Annotated in this window: 20 protein-coding genes; 5 read left to right on the top strand and 15 right to left on the bottom strand. The window is 60.0% G+C overall.

Going from position 1 to position 26,797, the window contains the following annotated elements:
• Nucleotides 1–213: 213 nt before the first annotated feature.
• Nucleotides 214–1,389 carry an undecaprenyl/decaprenyl-phosphate alpha-N-acetylglucosaminyl 1-phosphate transferase gene (locus ACT01B_RS10000; protein WP_445147202.1) on the top strand — a complete coding sequence of 392 codons (1,176 nt, stop codon included), beginning with the start codon at nucleotides 214–216 and terminating at the stop codon, nucleotides 1,387–1,389.
• Nucleotides 1,390–1,709: 320 nt separating this feature from the next.
• On the opposite strand, the gene ACT01B_RS09995 is transcribed toward ACT01B_RS10000, so the two are convergent.
• The 12 genes from ACT01B_RS09995 to ACT01B_RS09940 form a co-directional block, all read right to left on the bottom strand.
• On the bottom strand, nucleotides 1,710–3,149 hold the full coding sequence (locus ACT01B_RS09995) for a lipopolysaccharide biosynthesis protein (protein ID WP_445147201.1): 1,440 nt from the start codon (nucleotides 3,147–3,149) through the stop codon (nucleotides 1,710–1,712).
• Between the two features lie 93 nt (nucleotides 3,150–3,242).
• Nucleotides 3,243–4,493, bottom strand: coding sequence for a glycosyltransferase (locus ACT01B_RS09990; RefSeq protein WP_445147200.1), 1,251 nt, complete (start codon nucleotides 4,491–4,493; stop codon nucleotides 3,243–3,245).
• Complete coding sequence (locus ACT01B_RS09985; RefSeq protein ID WP_445147199.1) at nucleotides 4,490–5,596, bottom strand: hypothetical protein; 1,107 nt, start codon at nucleotides 5,594–5,596, stop codon at nucleotides 4,490–4,492. The genes ACT01B_RS09990 and ACT01B_RS09985 overlap by 4 nt, the downstream gene beginning before the upstream one ends.
• Before the next feature lie 20 nt (nucleotides 5,597–5,616).
• Nucleotides 5,617–6,711, bottom strand: a complete 1,095-nt coding sequence (locus ACT01B_RS09980) for a DegT/DnrJ/EryC1/StrS family aminotransferase (RefSeq protein WP_445147198.1) — start codon at nucleotides 6,709–6,711, stop codon at nucleotides 5,617–5,619.
• A complete protein-coding gene (wbpD, locus tag ACT01B_RS09975; protein WP_445147197.1) occupies nucleotides 6,708–7,295 on the bottom strand; it encodes a UDP-2-acetamido-3-amino-2,3-dideoxy-D-glucuronate N-acetyltransferase in 588 nt (195 codons plus the stop codon). Before wbpD ends, ACT01B_RS09980 begins: the two co-directional genes overlap by 4 nt.
• Nucleotides 7,292–8,248 (bottom strand): Gfo/Idh/MocA family oxidoreductase, encoded by a 957-nt coding sequence (locus ACT01B_RS09970; RefSeq protein ID WP_445147196.1) that lies wholly within the window; start codon nucleotides 8,246–8,248, stop codon nucleotides 7,292–7,294. The genes wbpD and ACT01B_RS09970 overlap by 4 nt, the downstream gene beginning before the upstream one ends.
• A 206-nt stretch (nucleotides 8,249–8,454) precedes the next feature.
• On the bottom strand, nucleotides 8,455–10,665 hold the full coding sequence (locus ACT01B_RS09965; protein WP_445147195.1) for a polysaccharide biosynthesis tyrosine autokinase: 2,211 nt from the start codon (nucleotides 10,663–10,665) through the stop codon (nucleotides 8,455–8,457).
• A 33-nt stretch (nucleotides 10,666–10,698) separates the two neighbouring features.
• Nucleotides 10,699–11,133, bottom strand: a complete 435-nt coding sequence (locus tag ACT01B_RS09960; RefSeq protein WP_445147194.1) for a low molecular weight protein-tyrosine-phosphatase — start codon at nucleotides 11,131–11,133, stop codon at nucleotides 10,699–10,701.
• 740 nt (nucleotides 11,134–11,873) lie between these two features.
• Nucleotides 11,874–12,656 carry an enoyl-ACP reductase FabI gene (gene fabI / locus ACT01B_RS09955; protein ID WP_445147193.1) on the bottom strand — a complete coding sequence of 261 codons (783 nt, stop codon included), beginning with the start codon at nucleotides 12,654–12,656 and terminating at the stop codon, nucleotides 11,874–11,876.
• Between the two features lie 81 nt (nucleotides 12,657–12,737).
• On the bottom strand, nucleotides 12,738–13,922 hold the full coding sequence (locus ACT01B_RS09950; protein ID WP_445147192.1) for an acetate/propionate family kinase: 1,185 nt from the start codon (nucleotides 13,920–13,922) through the stop codon (nucleotides 12,738–12,740).
• A gap of 4 nt (nucleotides 13,923–13,926) precedes the next feature.
• Nucleotides 13,927–14,865 (bottom strand): phosphate acetyltransferase, encoded by a 939-nt coding sequence (locus ACT01B_RS09945; RefSeq protein WP_445147191.1) that lies wholly within the window; start codon nucleotides 14,863–14,865, stop codon nucleotides 13,927–13,929.
• 37 nt (nucleotides 14,866–14,902) lie between these two features.
• A complete protein-coding gene (locus ACT01B_RS09940) occupies nucleotides 14,903–17,239 on the bottom strand; it encodes a DUF3141 domain-containing protein (RefSeq protein WP_445147190.1) in 2,337 nt (778 codons plus the stop codon).
• A gap of 438 nt (nucleotides 17,240–17,677) precedes the next feature.
• Here ACT01B_RS09940 and ACT01B_RS09935 point away from each other — a divergent pair, with 438 nt between their 5' ends.
• The 4 genes from ACT01B_RS09935 to arcC all read left to right on the top strand — a co-directional run bounded on the left by ACT01B_RS09935 (nucleotide 17,678) and on the right by arcC (nucleotide 21,534).
• Nucleotides 17,678–17,887 carry a dodecin gene (locus ACT01B_RS09935; RefSeq protein ID WP_445147189.1) on the top strand — a complete coding sequence of 70 codons (210 nt, stop codon included), beginning with the start codon at nucleotides 17,678–17,680 and terminating at the stop codon, nucleotides 17,885–17,887.
• A gap of 340 nt (nucleotides 17,888–18,227) precedes the next feature.
• Entirely contained in the window at nucleotides 18,228–19,469 is a 1,242-nt protein-coding gene (gene arcA / locus ACT01B_RS09930) for an arginine deiminase (protein WP_445147188.1), read from the top strand.
• A gap of 60 nt (nucleotides 19,470–19,529) precedes the next feature.
• Nucleotides 19,530–20,540: an ornithine carbamoyltransferase gene (locus tag ACT01B_RS09925; protein ID WP_445147187.1), complete on the top strand. Its 1,011-nt coding sequence runs from the start codon at nucleotides 19,530–19,532 to the stop codon at nucleotides 20,538–20,540.
• 61 nt (nucleotides 20,541–20,601) lie between these two features.
• Entirely contained in the window at nucleotides 20,602–21,534 is a 933-nt protein-coding gene (gene arcC / locus ACT01B_RS09920) for a carbamate kinase (protein ID WP_445147186.1), read from the top strand.
• A 4-nt stretch (nucleotides 21,535–21,538) separates the two neighbouring features.
• Here arcC and ACT01B_RS09915 read toward each other — a convergent pair whose 3' ends face one another.
• From ACT01B_RS09915 to ACT01B_RS09905, 3 genes are all read right to left on the bottom strand, one after another.
• Complete coding sequence (locus ACT01B_RS09915; protein ID WP_445147185.1) at nucleotides 21,539–23,986, bottom strand: efflux RND transporter permease subunit; 2,448 nt, start codon at nucleotides 23,984–23,986, stop codon at nucleotides 21,539–21,541.
• A gap of 19 nt (nucleotides 23,987–24,005) precedes the next feature.
• Nucleotides 24,006–25,073 (bottom strand): YCF48-related protein, encoded by a 1,068-nt coding sequence (locus ACT01B_RS09910; RefSeq protein ID WP_445147184.1) that lies wholly within the window; start codon nucleotides 25,071–25,073, stop codon nucleotides 24,006–24,008.
• Nucleotides 25,074–25,377: 304 nt separating this feature from the next.
• Nucleotides 25,378–26,727, bottom strand: coding sequence for a DUF1329 domain-containing protein (locus ACT01B_RS09905; RefSeq protein ID WP_445147183.1), 1,350 nt, complete (start codon nucleotides 26,725–26,727; stop codon nucleotides 25,378–25,380).
• Nucleotides 26,728–26,797: the final 70 nt, after the last annotated feature.

The raw sequence follows: 26,797 nt of genomic DNA, 5'->3' as shown, positions 1-26,797 counted from the left end.
CGTGTCGTGTATGGGCCAGTGACATCGCGCACGATCAGTCGATCACGGCACCAGTTCAGAAATGAATGAAAATTATCGCGATTTATAGAACGATGATTGGTAGCTCGCGGCTTCGGAAACGCTCCTGATGAGCCTCCGTCCGCCCTACCGTCTACCGTCGAAATCGCAAGTACCAGGGGGACCCATCGAAGAAAGCGTGGGAGGGAAGGCAACATGCAGGAACCAAGCATGCTTGTGGATTGCCTGGTTGGTACAGCTACTTCGGCCATCGCCATTGTTGTACTACGCCGTTACGCCATATGGTTCGGCCTCGTGGACCATCCTAGCCAGCGTAAGCAGCACATTGGTGATGTTCCGCTGGTGGGAGGTATCGCTATTTTCATGGGCGTCACGGTGGGAGCAGCCTGCTATGGCCATTTCCATTGGTTTGAGAAGGCCCTGATCGACACCGCGCTACTGCTCACGCTTCTTGGCGCGCTGGATGACCGCTTCGATCTAAGTGTTCGTGATCGCTTGGCCATCCAGGTTGTCTCCGTCCTTGCGGTGGTCGCCAGCACCGGTGTCTATATTCATACGTTAGGTCGTATCTTTGGCCATGAGGTGACGCTAGGCTGGCTCGGCCCACCGCTAACGGTGATTGCCGTGATCGGACTGGTGAATGCTTTCAATATGATGGACGGCATCGATGGTCTTGCAGGTAGCCTTGAGCTTGTATGCATTGCCGCCATCGCGTTGTTTGCCGACCCCAACGCACTGAGCGGCATGCTCGTACTGCTGGCCCTTCTCGCTGCCGCCTCCCTGCCCTACCTATTCGCCAACCTGGCCCTCATGGGCAAGAAAGTATTTCTCGGCGACGCCGGAAGCACGCTTATCGGTTACATGCTTGCATGGGCTCTTATCCGCATGAGTCAAACACCCTATGCGCGTTTGCCGCCGGTCGACGTGCTGTGGTGCGTGGCCCTACCGGTCTTTGACACTCTCGCCGTGATGCGGCGGCGCCTGCAGCAAGGCGCGTCCCCGTTCAAGCCAGATCGCGGTCACATTCACCACATCCTCATGAGTGCCGGCCTGGGGCCGCGGGCCACATTGACCGCACTCATCGCCCTGGCAACGGGCTTCGCTTTCATCGGTGCAATCATTAGTCGCGCGACTTCCTCGGCAGGCCTTAGCCTTTTTGCGTTCATCATCATCATGGTCGCGTATGACGTGATCGTCACTCGAGCATGGCGACGGCAAGATGAAGCACGTCGAACTCAAGCATCGTCTCTTCGGGAAGAAGCCTGGTCATCCGTGGTCGCGTCGACCGCAACGAAATCTACTGCGCTACGCATGCAAACGGCCGAAGAGCGACAACGGATGAGTTTCAGACCTGTTGATGAAGCGAAGTGACTTAGGCAAACTCGATGCCGGTTTCCGTTGGTCGATGACCATATATCCCGCAAGCGAAAGCGTTTCTTTAAGATGACGGATCGAATCCCAATCCAGGGCAAAAGCTGCGCCAGGGAAGCAACCTACGACTTGAGGTTGCCCGCCATTGGCTGCTAGTGCGCATCAGATCGCTTGCAATGAGGAAAGACATCGAGGCTGAACCACTCGACGTCGACACTAGGCCGCGCCTTGCCACGTTTCCGCAGATGACTACTTTGCATTGCCAAGAAAGTTCAACAGCAAGGACTGCGCGCGATTGATGGGTAGGCCAACCATGGCAACTAAGGAATGGTTCCCGATCCTCCGCTAGGCTCCGAGGACAATAGTTCGGCTTTAATGGCTGAACGAAATGCTCCATACATGCCGACCCATTCGGCACGAAAACACCAGACGACAACGGGCAACATGCCTAGCCAGACGAAGCTGAAATGGATAGGCAGGGAAGGCCCCCATACCAGCGTCGCGATGGACAGCGCAACGGCAGCGATGACGAACGCATAGAGTCGGGCCCTGGGGAAAGGACGCCAGACGTGTGCCGATGCTTCCGTACGGGCCACAAAAAACACCAGGAAAGCCACCGCGTTGGCCACCACGGCTCCAGCAGCACCGTGCGCTGGGACTAGCCAAATGCTCCCAGCAACATTGACTATCAGTGCGATGACGGTGGACCACAGCGACAACATGGTTCGGCGCGTTATGCCGATGCCTACGCAGGTAACCTCTGAAAGCGTGTACAGCAACGGCTGCCCGATACAGCAAAGCATCAAATACTTCACCTGGGCGTAGCGAGCGGGGAGCACGAAGTCCGCCAACCAGGAAAACGTGCCGCTCAAAACCCAGAGGACACAAACCACAGCGAGTGCCTGCTGGGCAATATGGTCGACTCGCCGCATATCCACGCCGTTCGCCACCCATTTGTAGACCATGGGCGCCCATAACACGGTGAAAATCGTCTGGAACACGATGCCTACGCCAGCGAAGCTCATCGAAACCGAATAGACGGCCAACTCAGACAGGGTGGACAAACTTCGCAAGGTGAGTGTGCTGGTGGCATCCAACCCCCAATAGGCGATACCCGCGAAAATTAGTGGCACCCCGTAGCCAAGTAGCCGCCGAACTTGCTTGCGCGAAACGGATGCCTTCAATGCGGGAACCCAGTCCCGCCAGGTGTTCCAACTGTAGATGAACAAAACCGATAGCAGCGAAACAAGATACGCCACTTCCAATTGCCCAAATGACCTGGAGAACATTGGCAAAAAGAGCACGCCAACCACCAGCAAAAGAATGATCTTGGGCAACATCTGGCTCAGGGAAAAAGCCAAGCCCCGGTCCTGCATTCGTAGGATCAGCGATAGAAATCGCGAAATAAAGCTTACGAGTACGCAAGCCACAAGGATCCAGTAGTACACCATGTGACCCAGGCCGAATAACCACGTAGCAATACGTTGGTCGAATGGAAAACTAAAAAGCATCGCCAACAGCATCAACCCGAACCCGGGCGCAAAACAGGCCTTGAGCAACGCTCCGCGGTCAGACCATTCGTGATATTCACGCACGTAGGCACGATCAAGACCAAGATTGAACAGTAGCACCCCAAAAGATACGGCGACCTGGACGACGTTTAGTCGCCCGACATCTGCAGGTGGAAATACCCATGCAATGGCTGGCACCGTTATCAAACCGATGGCGGCAGTAGCAATCGGGCCCAAGGCAAACGCCATCACCGTTCTTATATTCACCGTCCAGCCTTTCAGGGGTTTATCTGGTCACGCACCGTTTCATATCAATGTGAACCCAAACCTTGCTGGCATGGATCATGGCAAATTCCTGCCGATGGCCAGCACGTCCGAAATGAACTTGGTATAGTTCGTAATCGAGTTGAAGCGCTGCTCGATCACGCGCCGGGCGTTGATGCGTAGCGCGCCCCTCGCCTTCCCCAGTGCAACCCGCTGGATGGCATCGGCAATCTCCTGAGCGCTAGGACGCTGCGACAACAAGGCGCCACACTGATTGGATACCAGGCTCGACATTCCACCGACATCAGGAGCGATGGCGGGAACACCTGCACTCATCGCCTCCATGATGGAAACCGGCATCCCCTCCGACTCACTGGTGTTCACCAGGACATCGACGGGTGTCTCCAGGTAGTAGTCTTTAATCGCCTTATTTGGCAGATCGCCGGCGAATCGGAACGTCAGGTTGTTATGGCCAACCAGTCGAGTCTCGGCGAGGGCCTTGATCTGCTCGAACAGTGGACCCGCGCCAATGTGGGTCCATGAAATCGCTACTTCGCGATGCTGAGTGGCGAAGACATCCAGCGCCTCAATGATTCTGTCCAGGCGTTTAACCCCTACACAGAAAGAGACTGAAATAATGTGCAGGTGGCCCGATGGACTTGGCGGCGACAACGAACGAGGCAACGGCACTCCCAGAGGACTGACCTGAACGTGTCCAGGCGAGGCACCGTAGACGTCCTGCATATAAGCCTTGGCTTCCTGAGACAACACAAATATCTGGTCGTAGCCTTGAATAAACTGCCGCTTGAGGGGCATGTATTCATGTTCCCGGCGCATCTCATACAGGTCCGCCCCGTGCGCCCGAGACACGACCTTTCGCACTTTCCCCCTGGTCTTGGCCAAGATCGCGGCATAGGACAACGTTTCGTTCCAATAGCAATACGCTATATCGATCTCGCCGTAAGTCACGGTGTACTGCGTTATGCGCTCTGCCTGCTGCATGACCTTGGAGGTGTGGAGCAAACCCCGCATAACTGTGCTGGCTCCCATCTTTTTGGATCGCCGAAGATGGCGTAGTTCGTTTCGAAACAACCCTGAAAATAAAGCCATCAGCATGAACCACAGCCGCCCCGCGGTGGCACCAACCGCCAAAGTCATGTCGACGACAATGCCAGCCGGCACGACTCGGCGGTCGCCAGTGACGGTGGCGTTGGCCGGCAAGAGGGTTACGTCAATTCCAGCATGATTCGCCCAGTATTCGATTTCATCCTCGATGAACTGCTCGCCAGGATGGTACGGGTAGGCATTGGTAAGAATGGCAACCCTCATACCCTTGGCTCCGCCGCCGCGATGAGTATTTCGGCCATGCGACTTCGGTAGGCGATGTGATCCATGTCGAACGGGACGCTGAGCTTGATACAGCGGACGCTGGCGAGGCTTACCGACAAGACGTTACGCCAGTTTGTGACGACCTCATCCATCGTCAACATGGCCGTTCGCGCCGTCGCCAATGCGTTGTATCTCTCCCAGTAGAGATGATCGTGAAATATGCTGTACTCGGCGCTCATGACGGCAACCATCATCTCGACGGAATCTGCCGGATCGAGGCAAGACATGCTGATATTGGGAACGTTCTCTCGAACCACGTAGTACAAGCACGTAATCGGCGCCGATACGGATTCGATTTGCTGATACAGGTGGTCCGGCCGAATTTTCCTTCGTGTACTCGACGGATTGATCCAGTTCTTGATATGAAAGTGTGCTCTATCGACCCACCCGCGACCTGCCAGAAGCTCGCTCTTGAGCGCATTGCCGACACAATCGTAGCCATAGATTTTCGGCCAAGCCAGATTTGCGTAGACGCTGGGCGTCGCTGCAGATATGACGGCGATATCATCACAGACGAAGCCGATGCGGTCGTGACGCCTCAATGCCAGCATCGCGGCCGACTTGCCGGCCCCACCTGTACCTGCCAGCAGGAAGGCGCCACCGTCCACCGTCATGCAAGCCGCGTGCATCAGCGCGACATCCTTGAAGAAGTACGTCGATGGAACCAGCACGAATTCGTGCAACAACTGCTCGAAGTATTCGACGTCGCTGGCATACTCCATGGACAGCAATTTCTTGATGCGATCCTTGAAGCCCCGCCGGACCCTAAAGACCACCTCAACCTTCAGACGGCCGTTGCCGAGCCACGCCCAGTAGACATCCAGCGAGGGAAATGACGTCAGCATCCCATGCTTGAACTTACGGTGCGCCCTGGGGTTGATTGCACAAGGTGTACCTGCGGAGCTTGCTCTTACGATGCATACCTCTACTTGGGGGTCGAGATCGCCTGCGTCCGCATACAGTGCCAGGCATTCGGCAAGCCAGACCTGATGGTCAGCGTCTCCGTAAAATGAATAGCATCGTCCAAAGATGAGCTTCTTCATGCGGGAACTCGATAAAAACCTCAGGCAGACACACTGGAAGCCAATGCGGCGATAACGAAGTCCTGCTGACTTGCGAGCAGATACGGCGACATGGGCAAACTTAGAACATGCCTCGCCGCAGTCTCACTCGCCGTCAGTTGCGTATGCGGGTCACCCACCGCCGGCTGCCTGCTAAGAGGCAGCGGGTAATGCACGGCGGTCGGAACGCCGGCCTCGCCGAGCCGCGCTCGAACGGCATCACGCTCTTTTACTCGCACGGTGTATTGAGCCCAGGCGCTATGGTTGTATGACTCGATCCTGGGGCTTTCAACAAAGTCCGCCTCGGCAAGCAGCTCGTCGTAGCGGGATGCCAACCGCTCGCGCCTGACCATTTCATCGTCAAGAATTTCCAGCTTTGGCAGGAGGACAGCAGCCTGCAAAGTATCCAGGCGGCTATTTACGCCAAGTCGCGTGTGGTGGTAGCGACGATCCTGGCCATGGCGAGCAATTTGGCGAGCGGCATCGGCCAGTCCCGCATCGCTGGTAAAGATCGCGCCGCCATCGCCGTAGCAGCCCAGCGGCTTGCTGGGAAAGAAGCTGGTACAAGCCATGGTGCTGAGACTGCAGCTTTTGCGCCCCTTATAGGTGGCACCGAAACTCTGCGCAGCATCCTCGATGACCGGAATGCCGTACTTTGCGGCAATCGCGTTGATAGTGTCAAAGTCGGCGCACTGGCCGTAGAGCGACACCGGGATGATGGCCTTGGTGCGTGGCGTAATGGCCGCCTCCAACAGGGCCGCATCAAGATTGAAGGTTTGTGCATCGATGTCCACGTACCTTGGCCTGGCACCGAGCAATACGACCGGCTCAGCAGTGGATATATGCGAGAACCCTGGCATCACCACCTCATCGCCCGGCCCGATGCCGAGCGACATCAGGGAAATCTGCAGGGCATCGGTGCCATTGGCTACCGCAATGCAATAGGTCACCCCTGCATAGGCAGCCAGTTTCGCCTCCAGCTCGGCGACCTCGGGACCGAGTATGTATTGACCGTGGGCCAATACACGGGCAATACCTGCATCGATGCGAGCCTTGATCCGGGCTTGCTGCATTCTGAGGTCAATAAAGTCCATCATGCTTCGGGCTCCTTACGCTGCAAAGTGTGCCCCCGCAACACGTAGCGCGCACCGGAATGCGCACAGACATCTTCCGCCTCCCCTTCCAGCGGTAATCTCAGTTGCTCTCCGAACTCGCTCATCCAACCAATCTGCCTGGCTGGAACACCGACCATCAGAGCGTAGGCCGGGACATCTCGGTTGACGACGGCGCCAGCTCCAACGAAGGCAAATTCACCAATGGTGATGCCGCAGATGATCGTGCAGTTCGCACCGAGAGTCGCCCCCTTGTTGACCATGGTGTTGCGGTATTCATCCTTGCGATCAATCAACGAACGCGGATTGTAGACATTGGTAAAGACCATGCTTGGGCCGCAGAAGACGCCCTCTTTCAATGTCACATTGTCGTAGACCGATACGTTGTTCTGGATCTTGCAGTCATTTCCGATAATGACTTTGTTGCCAACAAATACGTTTTGTCCCAACGAGACATTCTTGCCGATGCGGGCCCCACTGCAGACATGCACGAAGTGCCACACGCGAGATCCTTCACCGATCTTGGCGCCATCGTCGACGACAGCAGAGGGATGCTGGTAATGGCTCATGTTGCTCGCTTCTTGGTCAGGAAAGGGTGGCCACTATCCCCAAAGGAGACTGTCTTGCTTGTACGGATCGACGCGACGGTCTCGATGGCTGTCCTGCAGTCGGCCACGCCAAAGCCACGACCGGCAAGAATTTCCTCATAACTGCGACTATGCAGGTCGGAAAAGCCACCCGAGAACTCGATCTCTTCGCCGTCAACGGTGATGGATCGGTAGGTTCGCTGACCGCTTTCGCGTTGCGCTGCCGGCACATCCTCAATATCCACAGAAAGGAACCAACGAACACGCGCCCTTTCGTATTCCAGGTAACCGGAAGCCTTGGTCTCACTAGACATATGCACGATGTTGAGCTGCAGGTCGCCGAATATGTAATGCAGCATGTCAAAGAAGTGGACGCCAATGTTGGTGGCTATGCCACCCGATTTCTTCGTATCGCCCTTCCAACTGTGCAAATACCAGCGCCCACGCGAAGTGACGTAGGCTAGATCGACGTCATGCTTCCTGGCACCCACTTCCGATCGAATTTGATTGCGAAGTCTCGTGATCGCCGGGTGCAGCCGAAGCTGAAGAATGGTATTGATCTTCTTTCCGGTGTCCCGCTCGATTTCCTGCAGCCCTTCTATGTTCCATGGATTAAGTACCAGCGGCTTTTCGCAAATGGCGTGGGCCCCGGAGCGAAGCGCGAAACGCATGTGTGAGTCATGCAGGTAGTTTGGCGAACAAATGGAGACGTAATCTATCTGTCCACCATTTTTGGCACGACGTCGCATATCGACGTATCTATCGAAACGCTCAAACTCGGTGAAGAAGTCGGCATCGGGAAAGTGGCTATCGATGATCCCGACCGAGTCGCTTGGATCAAGAGCCGCCAGAAGCTGATTTCCCGTCGCCTTGATGGCCTCCATGTGACGCGGAGCGATGTACCCAGCGGCGCCGATGAGCGCGAAGTTCTTCATGGCTTTGATCCCGATTCAGCGTAGTCTGAAAAAGTGTCGAATCCCACAATGTCACGCCCGTTGATAGAGTGCATCCTCGGCGCCCTCGCGGCGGTACACGGGGTAAGCCTCCTGAGGTCATGGCGGCTTGGCTCGCTGATCGCTCCGTCCATATCGACCCCGCATCGACGAACGATCTTGTATTCGCACCAGGGAGGCGATTGATCTCATGAGGCGACCTTGTCCACTCCATAGTAGGCATAGGAGTAATAGCCGCTACTCCGCTTCTCGACAGCGTTGAAGACGGCGCCTTTGATAACGACTCCATTCTGCTCGAAGCGTTGCTTGGCCAGGGCAAGCTCACGCACTTGATTGAGGCCGAAGCGAACGACCAGCAAACCCGTGCCAGAGTGATGCCCAATGACGGCGGCATCCGTCGCCACCAGGATGGGCGGGGTATCGATGATGATCAGGTCGTATAGCGGCTTCAGGTGATTGATCAAGGCGGAGAATCTGGCATTCATAAGCAACTCGGATGGGTTCGGCGGTATCTTTCCGCGAGCGATGAAGTGCATGTTTTCCAACGACGCGACTGGACGTATCGCGTCCTTCAACTCTGCCTGGCCGGAAATCAGTTCAGATAGGCCGATTTCCGCTCGCCCGCCGACGACCCTGTGAAGTGAGCCCATGCGCATATCGCCGTCCATGAGCAACACTCGCTGATTGCTTTGGGAAACAACCGCGGCCAGATTGGCGGAGACGAACGTTTTGCCGGCACCTGGGCCGGAGCCCGAAATCATGAGCACATTGTTCTTTGCTTCCAGTCGGGCAAAATGCAGGCTCGTGCGGAGACTGCGCAAGGCTTCGGTAGCCATATCAGCGGGGGCTTCCACTACGAGCAGATGTTGTTTGCCATCGCCGCGGGCACGCTTGCCTTGCAAGGACCGCTCGTTCGCGCTGATCGGTATGGTGGCGTACACCGGCAAACCGACCCGCTCAATGACAGCAGGGTCTTCGATGCCACGATTCAGTGCCTCACGTAAGAACACAAAGGCGATGGCCACGAAGAGGCCGAGCAGAGCGCCACCGAGCACCACAATGAGTTTCTTCGGCCACACCGGCTGAGTCACATCTACCGCGGAGCGATCGATAATACGAACGTTGCCGACCGTGCCCGCGCGCGCAATATCCAGCTGCTGCGCCTGATTGAGCAGTCCGGTATAGGTGTCGTTGCTTACTTGTACGTCACGGGTCAGCTTCAACAGTTCTTGCTGGGTGTCGGGCAAGTCGTTGACCTTCCTTTCGATCGATTTCTTCTGCCCCTCCAGTTGCCCTATTTGCTGTACCAGTGACTTGTAGGCCGGGTGTGCCGGCGTGTACTGCCGCTGCATGTCCGCTTGCTGCAGCCGAAGTTGCTGAATGTTGGCCTCTATCGAAACCGACTGATCCAGCAGGCTCTGCGTCTGCATATTGATATCGACCGAGTGGGCCCGTGTCTGATAGGCGTTCAGTGCAGCCGTCGCTCTCTCCAGATCGCGACGTACGTTGGGGAGCTGTTCTCGGACAAATTTTAGGCTGCTCGCCGCCTCAGCGGAGTTTCTCTCGACATCCTGCAGCACATAGAGCTCGCCAACCTGTTTCAGAAACTCGGCAGCGAGCTTGGGATCGGTGTTGTTGTACGTCAGCTGGATGATGCCCGAGTCCTTGCCTTGCTCGGCGGTAATGATTGCCTTCTGCAGTTTGTTGATCACCGTCAGATCGCGATGACGAATGACGCGAAAGTGCGTACCTGGGTTAGCCACCAGCGTTTTGACCTGAATGGTTACGCCGTGACTGAGGAAAGAGTGGCCGGCCCTGCCGATGACGAGAATGTTGTCATCGTCATCCTCGAGGACATAAGTGCCGCCCTCACCGGCGATCAGTTGCAGCGGTCTATCCAGCAGGTGGTCGGGAACGTCCAGCTGGAAAACCTTGAGCTGCGCACCGCCCCAGTCGTAACCGGCCATACCCAGGTGAACTGGCGCCAACTTGCCTGGGTTCTTGGAGGCATAGTGCCGCGCGATGAAGTTGCCAATGAGCGGAAAGTGAAGTGGGCTGGATTCGATCTTGAGATTGAGCCTTTCGACCGCCGCACCTATCACCATACGCGAAGTAATCAACGCAGATTCAGTGGTGGCTTCCGGACTGGAGGCACTTAGTGTTTCGCTAAGTGCGCTAAGGCCCGGCAGGCTAGGCACCTTCTGCTCTACTTGCACGATCGAACTGGCCTGATAGGTTGGCGTGGCAAGCAGTGCGTAGGCCACGCTTATCACGATGAATGCAAACGTGATAATGCCGATCAACCATTTGTGATCGCGTAGCGTGCCAAGCACTTCGCGCAGATCGATTTCGTCATCGCGCGGCAATGGGTCTTGCATGGGGGGCAATTGGATAGTCATTTCATTGCCTGGAATCCCGCGGTTGAGAAGGAATTACAGATAACCCATCCAGCTATCCACACCTCGCCTGATCATCTCGTGAACATGTTCGAAAGCGGCCCGCTGTTTACGATATGGATCGGGGATGTCCCCTTCGTCGAGCCATTTGCCGAGAAGATAGACTTTGCCGCGAGCTTCGGGCGCGAGCTTGATCATCTCTTCAATATGGTTCTTCTCCATACCAAGCGCCAAGTCCGCGGCAAATAGCATCGAGGGCACGAGTTGATGGGCGCGGTGTAAAGCGCCGTCCACACCGCTGTCGCGAAGCAGCTGCAAGGCCGTCGCATCCATGGGGCTGCCCACGAGCGCACTGAGTCCAGCGCTACTCACCTCAATGCCGCGTGAACCCAGTCGCTTCCGAAACAGATATTCGGCCACGGGGCTTCGGCAGATATTGCCCGTACAGACAATCAGTATCCGCTTGAACACAGTGCTGAGGAACTCCCGGAGCAAGACCAGCCAGCATTCCACTGACGTTGGCAATTAAGGGCCCCTGCCCGTTCTGGACTTTAATGCGAAGAATAAGGATTATTGAACCAGAGAGTTTTGCAATATACCGGCCGCCTAAGTCTAGCGCCTGATTGGCATCTGCTAGGTAGTACGATTTCGCCCGTGAACAATAGCCAAACGATTCTTATCGCCAGCGATCGCATCCCGTCACGGGACCTAGCGGTTCGACCATGCATACCGTCGCCAGATCGAATTGCTCGTCTTCTCGGCATAAGCCAAAGCTGTGGATTGGAAGCGCTTTTTGCCCAGCCTGGCGACCCGCTCGTGCTGGCAGCCCCCAAAAGTCTCAAGATTGCCCGGGGATTAGGGCACGTCCAGTCAATGGGCACGGATAGACATCTCTTCGAGTGATCAACGACTTAGCCACGGATCTAAGAAAGACCATGGGTTCCTCGAAGCCACGCTACGAGTTGAATGAATCATTACCGGCAGCGGATCGACGGTAATGATCTAGACGCTTTCAGTAAGTAGCCATTTTGAAAGCCCGGTGATCGTCAGTACTTCGCCGTTTCGGACAGCCGCTTAGCCAAGTCACCGAACCGAGCAGCCCTGTCATGCCGCGTGACGATGTCTCCTTCTGACTGGATCGCCGTCCACGGACCCGCGATGATTGCTCTCCCCCGCGTGGCGCCATAGGCCTGTTCACGCCGATACCCCCCCTACGCCATGATGTTGACCCCTCCGTCGATGTACAGCGTCTCGCCCGAGACGCGTCGCGCGTACGGCGTCGCCAGGAACGCGCAGGTGTAGCCGACATCCATGATGTCCACCAGCTCGCCAAGCGGCGCGCGCTGCGCCGCTTCATTGAGCAGGAGGTCGAAGTCTTTCAGGCCCGAGGCCGCGCGCGTCTTCAACGGCCCCGGCGAGATCGCGTGCACGCGGATGCGCTGTGGCCCGAGTTCGTACGCGAGATAGCGTGCGCAGGCCTCAAGTGCCGCCTTCACCGGCCCCATCACATTGTAGTTCGGCACCACTTTGTTCGCGCCGTAGTAGCTCATCGTCAGCATGGTGCCGCCATCCTTCATCAGCGGTGCGGCGAGGCGCGCCATCCGCACGAACGAGTGGCAGGAGATGTCCATCGCGGCGGCGAAGCCTTGGCTGGAGCAGTTGAGCAGGCCGCCTTGCAGGTCCTCCTTCGGCGCCCACGCCATCGAGTGGAGCATGACGTCAAGGCGGCCCCACTCCTTTTCGATCCGCTCGAACAGTGCTTCGAGCTCAGTCTCGCTAGCCGCGTCGAATGGCATGAAGATCGGCGCTTCGAGCTGCCTTGCGAGCGGCTCGACATAGGATTTCGCTTTCTCGTTCGCGTAGGTGATGGCGAGATCCGCGCCGACCTCCCGGAACGCCTTCGCGCAGCCGTAGGCGATTGAGTGCTCGTTGGCGATGCCGGTGACGAGCGCTTTCGCGCCCGCCAGGATCGGAATCGGCTGCTCGACTGTCATGGTGTCACTCCTTCCACGGATTCAGCAGCGACCGGAATGGTGAGGCGCGCTGCACGACCGCCTCTTCAAGCAATACTCTCATCAGGTCGCCGCCTCGATCACAGCACGCGTGTGGTGCGCGATCATCCATTCCTCGTCGGTCGGGATCACCCAAACCGGCAACCGGCTCGACGCCGCGCTGATCCGCGGGCCACCCGCCGCGTTTGCGGCGGGGTCGAGTTCAGCGCCCAGCCACGCCACGCCGCGCACGACGCGCTCGCGGATCAGGCTCGCGTGCTCGCCGATGCCGGCCGTGAAGACCAGCGCATCGATGCCCTGCATCGCCGCTGCGAGGGAGCCGAGCTCGCGGCCGATTCGGTACGTATAGAGATCGATCGCGAGATGCGCGCGCGCGTCATCGCTGGCCAGGAGCGCGCGCATGTCGCTCGACACGCCCGAGACGCCAAGCAGCCCCGACTTCCGGTAAATCAGGTCCTCGATCTCGCGGGCGTCCATCTTCAGCTCGTCGAGCAGATACAGGATCACGCCAGGGTCCAGACTACCGCAGCGCGTGCCCATCGGCAGCCCGTCGACGGCCGTGAAGCCCATCGTGCTTGCGACGCTCTTGCCCGCCACGATCGCGCACATGCTGGCCCCATTGCCGAGGTGAGCGACGACGGTGCGCCCATTAGCCGCGGCTACGTCGAAGTGCGGCAACACGCTCGCGATGTATTCGTACGACAAGCCGTGAAAGCCATAGCGGCGCACGCCACGCTCGGTGATGGAGAGCGGCAGCGCATAAGCCTGCGCGACCTCTGGCTGGGTGCGGTGAAACGCCGTATCAAAGCATGCGACCTGCGGAAGCTCGGGGCGCTGCTCACTAAGAATGCGGATCGGCTTCAGGTTGTGCGGCTGATGGAGCGGCGCGAGCGGGACCAGCTTTTCGAGCTCGTCGAGGACGGCGGGCGTCACCAGCGTGGACTGCGGGAAGGCCTGTCCGCCATGCACGACGCGATGGCCGACCGCGACGAGTCGATGGCCCTCGCGGTGGCTGCGCAGGAACTCGCCGATATACGCAATCGCGCCTTCGTGTCCGAGCGCGATGCCCTCGCCCCACTCTTTCGAGGCGCTCTCCCCGCCGTTGCTGGTGGCGATGAAGTGCGGTGCGGTGTAGAGGCCCTCGACCTGTCCGTGCACGAGCAGGTTCAGATCGGAGCCTTTTTCATCGAACACGCAGAACTTGAGGCTGGACGAACCGGCGTTCAATACCAGGGTCACGTCGGCCATCGCGTCAGCCTATCGCCTTGCCGCTCTCGCGGCGTGCACGGGCGACGAGCGCCGCCACTGCGCAGGACGCGAGCCGCGATATCACCGGATCGGCGCGGCTCGTCAGGATGATCGGCACGCGCGCGCCGAGCACGATGCCGGCCGCATCCGCCCCGGCGAGAAACGACAAGCTCTTCGCCAGCATATTGCCCGCCTCGAGGTCGGGGACCAGCAGCACGTTCGCGCGCCCGGCGACGGGCGAATCGATCTGCTTGATATGCGCGGCCTCGAGGTTGATCGCGTTGTCGAGCGCGAGCGGACCGTCGACGAGCGCCCCGGTGATCTGGTGGCGGTCCACCATCTTGCACAGCGCGGCGGCCTCAACCGTGGACGGCACCTTCGGATTGACGGTTTCCATCGCCGACAGGATCGCCACACGCACCTCGGCAAGCCCCAGCGCGTGCCCGAGATCGATCGCATTCTGCAGAATGTCTGCTTTCTCCTCCAGCGTCGGCGCGATATTGATCGCGGCATCGGTGATGATCAGCGCCTGCTCGTGTTCCGGCACGTCCATCACGAAGCAGTGCGAGAGGCGCCGCGCGGTACGCAGCCCTGTGTCGCGCTTCACCACCGCGCTCATCAGCTCGTCGGTGTGCAGGCTGCCCTTCATCAGCGCCTCGGCCTTGCCTTCGCGCACCAGTTGCACGGCCGCCGCCGCCGATGCCTCGCTGTAAGGCGCATCGACGATCGGATAGCCAGCGATCGCGATGCCGTGTTCCGCGGCCACCGCCTCGATCCGCACCCTCGGACCGACCAGGATCGGCGCGATCAGCCCCATCTTCGCGGCGTCGATGGCGCCCGCAAGCGAGCTCGGGTCGCACGGGTGCGCGACGGCGGTAGACATCGGTGGCAACGCCTTGCAAGCCTCGATCAGGCGGTGATACTTCGCATGCTTCGCTTGCATCGGCGTCTCCTTTCGACGCATCAGGCCTGTTCAGGGGCTAAGAGCGCGCCAGCGCCGCGGCCGCTGGTTGCGCGCGAGCGGGCTTCGGCGCGAGAACGGTACGGATCCGCGCGAGCACCGCCAGTTGCGCGTCGGTCGGCTTCGCGCTTTGAACGCGCTCATCGGCCAGCAGCTTCTCGAGTAGATCAAGCAGCCGCTGGCGGTCGGCGCCGTCGGCGAGCAGCGCCGGCAGCGTTGCCAGGGCCTGTTCCGGCTCATAGGTCGCGATGATCTCCTGCTCGCCGCGAATGCGCCGCCACTGGTCAGCGGGCAGCGACTTCGGCAGATAGTCGGCGTAGGTCTTCACCAGTTCGTCACGCAGCTTGAGGCGCCCGAGCGGCAGCGGCTCGCCGTGGCGTGCAAGCAGGAACGCGGCGCGTGCAAGCGCTTCCAAATAGCCGCCTTGCGCAATCGATGCGAGCACCTCCTGGACGAACGGCTGGGCGCGCCCATCCGCCGTCTGCGGCGGCGCGCTCGCGCGCTCGCCGTGCCGGTCCGAGAGGTACATCGAGAACAGGTTCCCGTAGATGCCGAAGAACGTCGCTTCCGTTGTCGCGTCGCGCATCGCACGGTAGTAGTCGAGCGACGCGCTCACCAGCTCGGACCCTGTCTGCTCGATCTTGCGCCAGGGATCGTCCGCGTCGACGGCGTGCCGGTTGGCCTTGACCGCCTCGGCCGCTGGCTTCAGCCAGCCGAGCCACGGGTTGAGGTCCGAAAACGCCCAGCGCTGGAAGCGCAGTGGATGAAACGCGCGCAACGCCTTCGCCGTCATCTCGTTGGACATCGACTGCACGAACGGCTGTATGAACAGTTCATAGGCGTGCTGATTGAAATCCGAAATCTCGGCGACCGCCTCGAAGGGCTTCTCATCTTCGCGTTTGAAACGGTTGAAATGCGCGGCGATGTCTTCGAGACGGTGCTCGCGGAACTCGACTTCATACGCGACGGTGCCGTCTGCAACCTTGCGCTCGGTAATCTCCATGCCGTAGAGGCCGGGCGGCAGCCCCTCGATCGCATCCAGGGCGGAGACGATCTGCGCATGCTCCTTCTTCGCCACCCTGCCCGAGACGAAGATGCCCAGATGGCCGATGTCCTGATGCATGAGGCCGACGATGACCTGTCCGCGCGCCTTGATCTCCTCGGTGCTGCCGTAGATATCGGCGACCCAGTTGAACGCCTGTTGCGGTGGCGTGATGTTGTCGCCGAGCGACGCGAACAGGATCATGGGCGAGCGCAGTTCGCGCAGGTCGAATGCCTTCCCTCCCGGTCCCTTGACCTCTCCCGACCAGAGCTTGTTGCTGATGAACAGGTTGCGCGTGATCCACTCGATCTCCTCGCGGTTCATCAGGTAATAACTGCCCCACCAGCGTTCGAAATCCAGAAAGCGCGGTGGTTCCGTATCGATGTTCGCGTACAGGTGGCGGTACTTGTCCCAGAACGTGTTGGCGGGGTTCAGATTCTCGAAGTTCTCCACCAGGTACGCGCCGTCGAACGTGCCGTGGCCGAGGTCGGCCGTCAGCGAGGCGAGCCACGTGCCGCCCAGGATGCCGCCGGAATAGCGCATCGGATTATCGCCCTCGCCCTCACTCCAAGCGCCGCTCCAGTACGACATCGGCGCGCCGTTGATGACGATCGGGCCGGTGTCTTCGGGGTCGGAGGTCGCGACCATCATCGCAGCCCAGCCGCCCTGACAGTTGCCGACGATGGCCGGCTTCGAGCTCTCCGGGTGCAGCGAGCGGACCTTCTTCACGAATTGCTGCTCGGCTGCGCAGACGTCGAGAAGCGTCTGCCCGGGCTCGGGATCGCGGAAAAACACGACGAAGTACACCGGATGCCCCGCCCGCAGCGCGACGCCGACCTGCGAGTCGTCCTTGAAGCCGCCAATGCCGGGGCCGTGCCCCGCGCGCGGGTCGATGATCAGATAGGGGCGTTTCTTGGTGTCGACCGTGACGCCTTCAGGCGGCGTGATCTCCAGCAGCGCGTAGTTCACCGGCCGCTCGAACTTGCGGCCGTCGAGAACGACGTTGTTGTGAAAGTGAAGTACCGGCTTGAACCCTTCAGAGGCGCGCCCGACGAAGCCGTTGCCGCGCTGGCGCAGCGCGTCCCAGAACAGGACCGTGCGCTGCGCGGCGTCGACGGCATAGCTCCAGGCGTTCCACGGCGTGAACGACGCCATCAGTGCGGGAAGCCCCGCCGCGCCGCCCGTGCCGTCGATCAGTGCGGTCGTCGCCCGCTCGGTGAGGTGCTCTTGCGCGCCCTTGCTGCGCTTTTGGAGGACCTGGGCGATCTTTTCGCCGATTTCCCGGCTGCGTAATAGCTGAGTTCCCGCGTCCATGAAGTCGACCTCGAAGTCAGAATGGATGGGCAGTCAGAGGACGAGATAGCGGCTCCGCTTGTGGCCTTCGCGCGCAGGCTCAAACGAAATACGACGACGCGCAGGCCGCACCGGCGCTTCTCGCTACGAAGTCAGTGACCGGGTGATTGAACCGATTGTCACCGCGTCGTGTGTAGATTGCGTGTCCGTCTGCAAATTTCCTTCACCGGAAGGATGGCCTTGCACAAATGGACACTGCGAATAGCCGCTTCGTGGCCAGGCGTCGTTGGGCGGACCCAGGGGTGGATTCCACCGTGGTCCGCTGCCTTCACGCCAAGTTAGCGAACACTGGTATGGAGTTGGGTGTCCCCGTAGGCGCGGGTCCCCATGCCGCCGAGGACGAGGCCAGGTTCCCCGTGGCCTGCCGGTACTCAACCGTAGCTACTTGAGGTCTTGATCATGTCCGATCACGTTTACAAGTCTCTGGAACTTACCGGCTCCTCAAAGCAAAGCAGTGATGAAGCGATCAGGATCGCCATCGAGCGGGCTTCGAAGACGATCCGCGACATCCGTTGGTTCCATGTCATTGATGTGCGCGGCCATGTTGAAGATGGCAAGGTGGCTTACTGGCAAGCCACCGTGAAAATTGGCTTCACCCTTGAAGAGTGATCCAGCCTTCCCCACTGCTTGGCATTGACAGCAGGACGGGGTCGGCTCGCCGACGCCATATTTACGTTTGCTGGACTATCGTCCATGGCTCCAGCCCGTCGATTCGTTCAAGTTTCCGGACCCACGCGGGCCGCCCCAAAGGCTTTTGCTGACGGTTCTTCTTGGTGCGCCTGGAATGGCGCTGTTGCGCGAGTGTGGAACGCGGGACTGGACAGCCGGACTATGTGCTTGCCGCGTAGGGGATCGTTGTTACTGTCGTGATCGTCGCGGTCATCGTGACCGCGGAGTCCTACGAGGGCTGCTCTCTGATTGCAGGAGAAACGCGATGAGTCCGGAGAAGGTGAAGCTGGGTGTGCACTCCGAAGTCGGCAAGCTGCGCAAGGTCATGGTGTGCTCGCCGGGCCTTGCGCACCAGCGCCTGACGCCAAGCAACTGCGATGAACTGCTGTTCGACGACGTCATCTGGGTCAGCCAGGCCAAGCGTGATCACTTCGACTTCGTCACGAAGATGCGCGAGCGTGGCGTCGAGGTCGTGGAATTGCACAACCTGCTGATGGAGACGGTCCAAAACCCCGAAGCGCTGAAATGGATACTTGATCGAAAGATCCGCTCGAATACGGTCGGGCCCACTCTTGCTGCCGAGGTCCGAAGTTGGATAGAAAGCCTGGACCCACGCAAGATCGCCGAGTTCCTGGTCGGCGGCGTGGTTCCGGAGGACATCCCCGAGACCAGCCACAGCCACCCCCTGAAAATGTTCCGTCAATATCTCGGGCAGTCCAGCTTCGTGCTGCCACCGCTGCCCAACATGCTGTTCACCCGCGACACCTCGTGCTGGATCTACGGCGGTGTCTCGCTGAATCCGATGCACTGGCCAGCTCGTCGCCAGGAAACCTTGCTGACCACCTCGATCTACAAATTCCATCCGGACTTCGCCGACAGCGAGTTTGAATTCTGGTATGGCGACCCGGACCGGGATCATGGTTCGTCGACGCTGGAAGGTGGCGACGTGATGCCCATCGGCAAGGGCGTGGTGTTGATCGGCATGGGCGAGCGAACCACGCGCCAGGCGATCGGCGAGCTGGCGCAGGCGCTGTTCGCCAAAGGGGCCGCCGAGCGCGTCATCATCGCGGGCCTGCCGCAATCGCGTGCCGCGATGCACCTGGATACCGTGTTCACCTTCTGCGACCGGGATCTGGTCACGATCTTCCCGGACGTCGTCAAGGAAATCGTCGCTTTTACCGTGCATCCCGACGCGGCGAGCCCGGGCGAGGTTGACCTTCGACGTGAAGAAAAACCATTTATGGATGTGGTCGCCGAGGCGCTTGGGTTGCCCAGGTTGCGTGTGGTGGAAACCGGGGGAAACAGTTTCGCTGCCGAACGCGAGCAGTGGGACGACGGCAATAATGTCGTCTGTTTAGAGCCCGGCGTGGTCATCGGCTACGACCGCAACACCTATACAAACACGCTGCTGCGCAAGGCCGGCGTCGAGGTCATTACCATCACGGCGGGCGAACTGGGGCGCGGGCGCGGAGGTGGTCACTGCATGACCTGCCCCATCATCCGCGACTCGGTGGACTACTAGGGATGCCCCGGCGCCTTAACCATCCAGCGAGATATCCATAACCATCGATGGAGAACCGACATGGCTTTCAACCTGCGCAATCGAAGCCTCCTCAGTTTGCTGCATCACACACCACGCGAGCTTCGCTACCTTCTCGACCTGTCGCGCGACCTGAAGCGCGCGAAATACAGCGGGACCGAGCAGCAACACCTGAAAGGCGTGAACATCGCGCTCATTTTCGAAAAGACCTCCACCCGAACCCGCTGCGCGTTCGAAGTGGCCGCCTACGATCAGGGCGCCAATGTCACCTACATCGACCCGCACTCGTCGCAGATTGGTCACAAGGAGAGCATGAAGGACACGGCGCGCGTGCTCGGACGCATGTACGACGCCATCGAATATCGCGGTTACGCACAGGAAATCGTCGAGGAGCTGGCGCGCTTTGCCGGTGTGCCGGTCTTCAATGGCCTCACCGACGAATACCATCCGACACAGATGCTCGCCGATGTCCTGACCATGCGTGAGAACTGCGACAAGCCGTTGACGTCCATCAGCTATGCCTATCTCGGCGATGCCCGAAACAACATGGGCAATTCTCTGCTGCTGATTGGCGCAAAGCTTGGCATGGATGTGCGCATTGCGGCACCAAAGTCTCTCTGGCCAAACGACGAGCATGTTGCGATGTGCCGGGGATACGCCGAGGAAAGTGGTGCACGCATGCTACTGACGGAGGATGCCAAGGCCGCCGTCAAGGGAGTCGATTTCGTGCATACCGATGTCTGGGTGTCGATGGGCGAACCCATCGAGGCCTGGGGCCCGCGGATCAAGGAGCTCCTGCCCTACCAGGTCAACATGGATCTCATGAAGGCAACGCAGAATCCGCAGGCCAAGTTCATGCATTGCCTGCCGGCCTTCCACAACAGTGAGACCGAGGTCGGTAAGGAATTGGCAGCGAAGTATCCCAATCTCGCAAACGGAGTAGAGGTTACCGAAGAGGTATTCGAATCTCCACTGAATATCGCCTTTGAACAGGCGGAGAACAGAATGCACACCATCAAGGCAATCCTTGTCTCGACGCTCGCCGACCTCTGACGCGAGCGGACGACATCATGGCACTCAGTCCCAAATTAAGGTGGACGGATAAGGGTCGATTATGCGAATTGTGATAGCCCTAGGCGGCAATGCGCTGTTGCGACGTGGCGAGCCCATGACCGCGGACAATCAGCGCGACAATGTGCGAACTGCTGCGCAGCAGATTGCGCAGATCACGTCTGGCAACGAATTGGTGATCGCGCACGGCAACGGGCCGCAAGTTGGCTTGCTGGCACTGCAGGGCGCCGCATACAAGGACGTCGCGCCCTATCCTCTTGACGTCCTGGGTGCGCAGACTGAGGGCATGATCGGCTACATGATCGAGCAGGAACTAGGCAATCTGCTGCCTTACGACGTCCCCTTCGCGACCCTTCTCACCCAGGTGAAGGTGGACGCGGACGATCCGGCGTTTGGTCATCCGACGAAACCGATCGGGCCTGTATACACAAAGGAAGATGCCGAACGCTTCGCGAAGGAAAAGGGCTGGAGCATTGCACCCGATGGCGACAAGTATCGCCGGGTCGTAGCCAGCCCGCGCCCGCTGCACATCTTTGAGATTCGACCGATCCAGTGGCTGATCGAACACGGCACCATCGTTATTTGTGCAGGCGGCGGTGGTATTCCCACGATGTATGACAAGGATCACAAACTCGTTGGCGTGGAGGCCGTCATCGACAAGGATTTGTGCTCGTCACTACTGGCCCATGAGCTTGCAGCCGATCTGCTGATTATCGCCACCGACGTTGACGCGGCTTATGTTGACTGGGGCAAGCCGACGCAAAGATCGATCGCCAAGGCCCACCCGGACGAACTCGAGAAACTGGGTTTCGCCGCGGGATCCATGGGGCCCAAGGTCCAGGCGGCGAGCGAATTCGCGCGCGAGACCGGCAAGGACGCCGTCATCGGAGCCTTGGCGGACATAATCGCGATCACCGAGGCGCGCGCGGGCACGCGCGTGAGTGTCGGCGAGCCCGGCATCCGCTACTACAGCTAAGGGATCATTTGACTTCCGGCAGTGCCGCCGTGGCTGGCTCCGCCCGCCAAGCAACGTCTCGCAACAGAAAGTGCGACAGCGCAGGAATCAGCACGAGCGCACCCACCATGTTCCACAGGAACATGAAGGTGAGCAGGATGCCCATATCACCCTGGAACTTGATCGGCGAGAAGGCCCAGGTCACCACGCCGGCGGCCAGCGTGATGCCGACCAGGGCGACAACCTTGCCGGTGAATTGCACGGCATTTCGATAGGCCTGGGCAAGCGGCACGCCCGCGCGTTGCTGCGCGAGTTGGATCGACAGCAGATACAACGCATAGTCCACACCGATACCCACGCCCAGCGCGATGACCGGCAGGGTGGCGACTTTCACGCCGATGCCAAGGCCGACCATCAGTGCTTCGCACAGAATGGACGTGAGCATCAGCGGCACGACGGCAACCACCACCGCGCGCCACGACCGGAACGTCACGAAGCAAAGCAGGATGACCGCGCCGTAGACGTAGAACAGCATCGTGCGGTCGGCCTGGCGCACAACAATATTCGTCGCCGCCTCGATACCCGCGCTGCCTGCGGCCAACAGATAGTGACGCTCCGGCGCGCCGTGCGCGGTGGCGAATGCCGCGGCGGCTGCGACCACGCGATCCAGCGTTTCGGCGCGATGGTCGGACAGATAGGCGATCACCGGCATGACCGAGCAGGCGTTGTTGAACAGGTCCGGATTGTTCACCGATGCCTGCTGCGCACCGTAGTTCAGTACGTCCTGATTGCGCGAGATGGTGAGCCACTTGGGACTGCCCTCGTAGGAGCCCGCCGTGATCTGGCGCACCGCATCGCCAAGAAAGACCGTAGTCTGCACGCCGGGCACCTGCCGCAAGGCCCAGGCCAGCCGGTCGGCTTCGACCAGGGTTTGATACTTGAGGCATCCCTCGGCCGGTGTCTTTACGATCACGGCGAACACATCGCTCGATAGCGAGTAGTTGCCGGTGATATAGGCGTTGTCCCGGTTGTAGCGTGAACTGGCCCGCAACTCGGGCGCTCCCGACTCCAGGTCGCCGATCTTCAGATGCCTGCTGACCGCGAAGCCAGCCACGGCCAGTACCGCCGCCACGCTCAGCGCGGCCACGGCCCAGCGGCGTGTGGTAAATCGATCCAGGACGTGCCACACCGAGCCACCACCCTTCCCCGCCGCCTCTTCGCGCTCGGTGCGCAGGCTTCGCTCGGCTGCCTCCGGGTCGACACCGGTGAAGGAGAGCAGCACCGGCAGCAACAGCAGATTGGTGAAGATCAACACGGCCACGCCGACGCTTGCGGTCAGGGCGAGATCCTTGATCACCGGAATGTCGATCGCCATCAGCACGCCAAAGCCCACGGCGTCCGCCAGCAGGGCCGTGACGCCGGCCAGGAACAGGCGACGGAAGGTATAGCGCGCAGCAACCAGGCGGTGCGTGCCGCGCCCGATGTCCTGCATGATGCCGTTCATTTTCTGCGCGCCATGCGAGACGCCAATCGCAAAGATCAGGAACGGCACCAGGATCGAGTACGGATCGAGGGCGAAGCCGAGCGCGGCCACCAGGCCGAGCTGCCATACCACGGCGACGGCGGAACAAAGGATGACCAGCGCCGTGCTTCGCACGCAGCGCGTGTAGCCGAAGATCACCAGGGTCGCGATCAGTGCGGCGATGCCGAAGAAGCTCATCACCTTGACCAGACCGTCGATCAGGTCGCCTACGAGCTTGGCGAAGCCGATGACGTGCAGGCGAATCTTCACGCCCGACGTGGCCTCATAGCGGGCCCGCATGTCCTCCAGCGAGTGCGACAGTGTGCGGTAGTCGATCGGCGCACCGGTGTCCGAGTTTTTCTCGAGCAGCGGCACGAAGATCATGCTGGACTTGAAGTCGTTGCCGACGAAGCGGCCGACGATGCCCGAGCGTGCAATGTTCAGCTTGAGCTGCGAGCTGCTTTGCGGGGAGCCGTCGTAGTTGTCCGGCATCACCGGGCCACCGCGGAAGCCCTCCTCCGTCACTTCGGTCCAGCGCACCGACGGCGTCCACAATGACTTGACCCAGGCGCGATCGACACCACTGGTCAGGAACAGTTCGTCATTGATCTTTTTCAGCACCTCCTGGTACTTCGGATCAAAGATGTTGCCGTCCTGGTTTTCGACCACCACGCGCAATGAATTGCCCAGACCACGCAACTCGCCGGCGTTGTCCAGGTAATTGCGGATATAGGGATGGTGGCTCGGTATCATCTTCTCGAAACTGGCGTTGAAGCTAAGCCTCGTTACTGCCAGCCAGCCGAACAGCGCGGTCGCGACGATGCATGCCATGACCATGATGAAACGGTGGTTGAACACCAGACGCTCCAGCAGATTGCCCGAGCGGCTATCGAAATCTTCAATAGCGCGCACCACGGGCATGCGGTCGAGCTGTTCAGTGGAAGCGTTCATGGGGTGTCTCCTTGCCGGCTCAATGCAGTGCCTGGGCTTTCACGCCGAGCACGCCGGCAGTCACGATCACGTCACCGGAAACGGCCACGGCCGACGTCGGTGTCGGCTTGGTCAGCCGATAGGGGGCAAAGTGCTGGCCGCCGTCGCGGCTGAGCAACACACTGCCGGCCTGGCTGACGAGGGCGATGCCATTTGAGCCGAAAGTCGTGGCGCCCGTCATGCCTTCCTGGATGCCGGTATCGATCGGCTCCCAATGCGCACCGTTGTCGGTGCTGCGATAGGCATTGCCGCGCAGCCCATAGACGATGACGACCGGGCCCGTGCCCACAACACCAAAATACGTGCCCTTGTAGGGTGTGCTCAGCGCGCGGAAGCGCCCGGCTTCCCGATCGAGCTTGAGCACGAGACCCTGCTCGCCGGTGATGTAGACGTCCTGACCCAAGCCATGCACCGCATACAAGTGCAGGCGCTCGGGATTCTCGGTCTGCGCGAAACAGGACGTCCAGGTCTGGCCACCGTCCGAGGTCTCGAAAATAAGATTGAATGCGCCAACGATGTAGCCATGGCGGGCATCGGCGAACCACACATCGAGGAAGGGGTTTTCGGCGCCCTGCGCCGCAACGCGCCCTGCCTCGTCGAGCAACCGACTGGCGTCTTCCGCGCTACCAAGCTGCCCTTTCGCCGCCTGCGCGCGAAGCTGCTCCATCATCAGCGGACCCATGCGATGGCCATCCAGTTGGGTTGCCCAGTTCGCACCACCATCGGTGGTGTGCAGCACCATACCGTCGTGTCCGACCGCCCAGCCTTGCTCAGGGGTCGGGAAACTTACCGCCACCAGATCGGACGAAACGGGCACCTTGGCCTGTTGCCAATGGGCGCCATTGTCATCCGAGTAGACGATGTGACCGCGTTGGCCGACAGCGACGATGCGTTTGCCGGCCAAGGCCAGGCCGTTGAGCAGTCCCTTGGAGGCAAGGGGGCTCATGCTGGCCGGCGTATTCATCACATCGGTGAAGTCCGCGGCCGCCACGGCTGGAAGCGCAAGTGCAAGCGCGACCAATGCGCAACGGATTGATTGCAGAAACATGGAATGCCCCAAAGATCGTACGACCTGCTCTTGAATCTCGAATCGCCGACTCCAGCGCGCTGCCAGACCCGACGTCATGTATCGCAGGGGCTGATGTGCGAGCGAATAGCCGAGGTGCGTGGCCGATGGCGGTGGGGCGCGGTCCTTGCTGGACAACAGCGCGTGCCTTTTCTCCCCCGAGAAGTCCCCCTGGGCACCGCAGGCATGAGACACCTGCGTCACCACCACCATCGCCATGCGGTTGAGTCGCGGAACGGTGATTCACCGCCCCGCGACAAGCCTCATGACTGCCCTACGCGGGCAATCAACGAACTCCCGAGCCGGCCAGTGTCTCCGGTGACCAATCACGCTCCGACAACGGCTTCGTATAACGAATGCCACCCGTTTCAGCGGAGAAGGCGGTCAGCGAGTACGAGCCTGCGATGATGTCGTAGATACCGTGCAGGTCGGCCACTGGCGCGGGCATGTCATAAGCCGGCGTGATATAGGCGAAGCCCGCGCGGAACAGCTGGCCGCGCGCGTCGTAGGCATCGGACGCCACGGCTGCCCAGCTGTCCTCATCGAGATAGAACGTGCGCTTGCTATAGATGTGGCGCTTGCCTGCAGCCAGTGTGGCCTCGACCACCCACACGCGATGCAGTTCCCAGCGCACGTTGTTGGGATTGAGGAAGTTCGGCGTCATCAGGTCACCGGCCTTCGACTCGTAGGCCATCTTGTAATCGTTGTACGGAACGTACATTTCCTTCTTGCCCACGAGCTTGAAGTCGTAGCGTTCCATCGAGCCGTTGAAGAGGAACACGTCATCGAACGTGGATGCACCGCCCGAACCCGGGTTGGGCGTATCGAATGCGAGATCCGGTGCCACCTTCACGCGGCGCTGGCCCGGGAGGTACTGCCAGGCCTTGCGACCCTCGTCGCTGTAGTTGAGCGGATCGGCGATCTGCAGCCCCTCGCCCGCGCGGCGGGCCGGACCGGTGTAGTTCAAGCGCTGCTCCCAGAAGACGTTAGCCGTTGGCTTGTTGACGTCCCAGTAGGGATATTCCTCGATGGCATTACCTTCGGTGGTCAGCGTCGCGTGTCCCGAGGAGTCGACGTTGTAGTTGCGATACTTGCTGACATACGCCACGCCGTTGAAACGGACGAGGTGGTTCCACATCGCTTCGAAGCCGGTCTGCGGAATCGGGAACGGAAAGCCGGCATGGCAGCCGCTCATCGAGCGGCCATTGGCAGCCGTCTTGGCTTCCACGGCGCACTTGGCGGTATTTTCCACGACAAACTTCGGGAAAGCCGCGGTACGGTGCGTCGGATAAACGTCGATGTGGTAGCCCGGATACTTCTTCATCAGGGCCTTGGTGCCCTCGGTCAATTCGGCCGAGTACTTGTCCATGTTCTTCGCATCGATGACGAGCACCGGCTTTTCAGCGGTAAACGGATCCACACGGATACCGCTGCCCGCCTTGAATCCGGCCGGCGCCGTGGTGAGGCCGCCGCTGTAGGCGGGAATGGTACCGTCGCTGCTGCCGGCCATTTCTGCGCCGACGCCGGTAAGCGTGGTGCCGAGCTTGTTCGCCTGTTCGGACGAAACGCCGGCGTGACCCACGCCAGATATCAGAACGGCGATGGTCCCGGCTATCAGGGCTTTTCGGAATTGCATGCGCATACTCCCCACAATTGTGATTCCAGTGTCGAGGTCCGGCCGTTGCATCACCGTCCCCTGGCATAAG

The sequence above is a fragment of the Dyella sp. Tek66A03 genome (assembly GCF_052567735.1).
The sequence above is the reverse complement of the archived record's forward strand: the minus strand, read 5'-3'. Positions and strand labels throughout refer to the sequence as shown.

Coding starts and splice junctions, on each gene's coding strand:
- ACT01B_RS10000 (WP_445147202.1), top strand. CDS start 214: ATGCAGGAACCAAGCATGCTTGTGGATTGCCTGGTTGGTACAGCTACT.
- ACT01B_RS09995 (WP_445147201.1), bottom strand. CDS start 3,149: ATGGCGTTTGCCTTGGGCCCGATTGCTACTGCCGCCATCGGTTTGATA.
- ACT01B_RS09990 (WP_445147200.1), bottom strand. CDS start 4,493: ATGAGGGTTGCCATTCTTACCAATGCCTACCCGTACCATCCTGGCGAG.
- ACT01B_RS09985 (WP_445147199.1), bottom strand. CDS start 5,596: ATGAAGAAGCTCATCTTTGGACGATGCTATTCATTTTACGGAGACGCT.
- ACT01B_RS09980 (WP_445147198.1), bottom strand. CDS start 6,711: ATGATGGACTTTATTGACCTCAGAATGCAGCAAGCCCGGATCAAGGCT.
- wbpD (WP_445147197.1), bottom strand. CDS start 7,295: ATGAGCCATTACCAGCATCCCTCTGCTGTCGTCGACGATGGCGCCAAG.
- ACT01B_RS09970 (WP_445147196.1), bottom strand. CDS start 8,248: ATGAAGAACTTCGCGCTCATCGGCGCCGCTGGGTACATCGCTCCGCGT.
- ACT01B_RS09965 (WP_445147195.1), bottom strand. CDS start 10,665: ATGACTATCCAATTGCCCCCCATGCAAGACCCATTGCCGCGCGATGAC.
- fabI (WP_445147193.1), bottom strand. CDS start 12,656: ATGACAGTCGAGCAGCCGATTCCGATCCTGGCGGGCGCGAAAGCGCTC.
- ACT01B_RS09950 (WP_445147192.1), bottom strand. CDS start 13,922: ATGGCCGACGTGACCCTGGTATTGAACGCCGGTTCGTCCAGCCTCAAG.
- ACT01B_RS09945 (WP_445147191.1), bottom strand. CDS start 14,865: ATGCAAGCGAAGCATGCGAAGTATCACCGCCTGATCGAGGCTTGCAAG.
- ACT01B_RS09940 (WP_445147190.1), bottom strand. CDS start 17,239: ATGGACGCGGGAACTCAGCTATTACGCAGCCGGGAAATCGGCGAAAAG.
- ACT01B_RS09935 (WP_445147189.1), top strand. CDS start 17,678: ATGTCCGATCACGTTTACAAGTCTCTGGAACTTACCGGCTCCTCAAAG.
- ACT01B_RS09925 (WP_445147187.1), top strand. CDS start 19,530: ATGGCTTTCAACCTGCGCAATCGAAGCCTCCTCAGTTTGCTGCATCAC.
- arcC (WP_445147186.1), top strand. CDS start 20,602: ATGCGAATTGTGATAGCCCTAGGCGGCAATGCGCTGTTGCGACGTGGC.
- ACT01B_RS09915 (WP_445147185.1), bottom strand. CDS start 23,986: ATGAACGCTTCCACTGAACAGCTCGACCGCATGCCCGTGGTGCGCGCT.
- ACT01B_RS09910 (WP_445147184.1), bottom strand. CDS start 25,073: ATGTTTCTGCAATCAATCCGTTGCGCATTGGTCGCGCTTGCACTTGCG.
- ACT01B_RS09905 (WP_445147183.1), bottom strand. CDS start 26,727: ATGCAATTCCGAAAAGCCCTGATAGCCGGGACCATCGCCGTTCTGATA.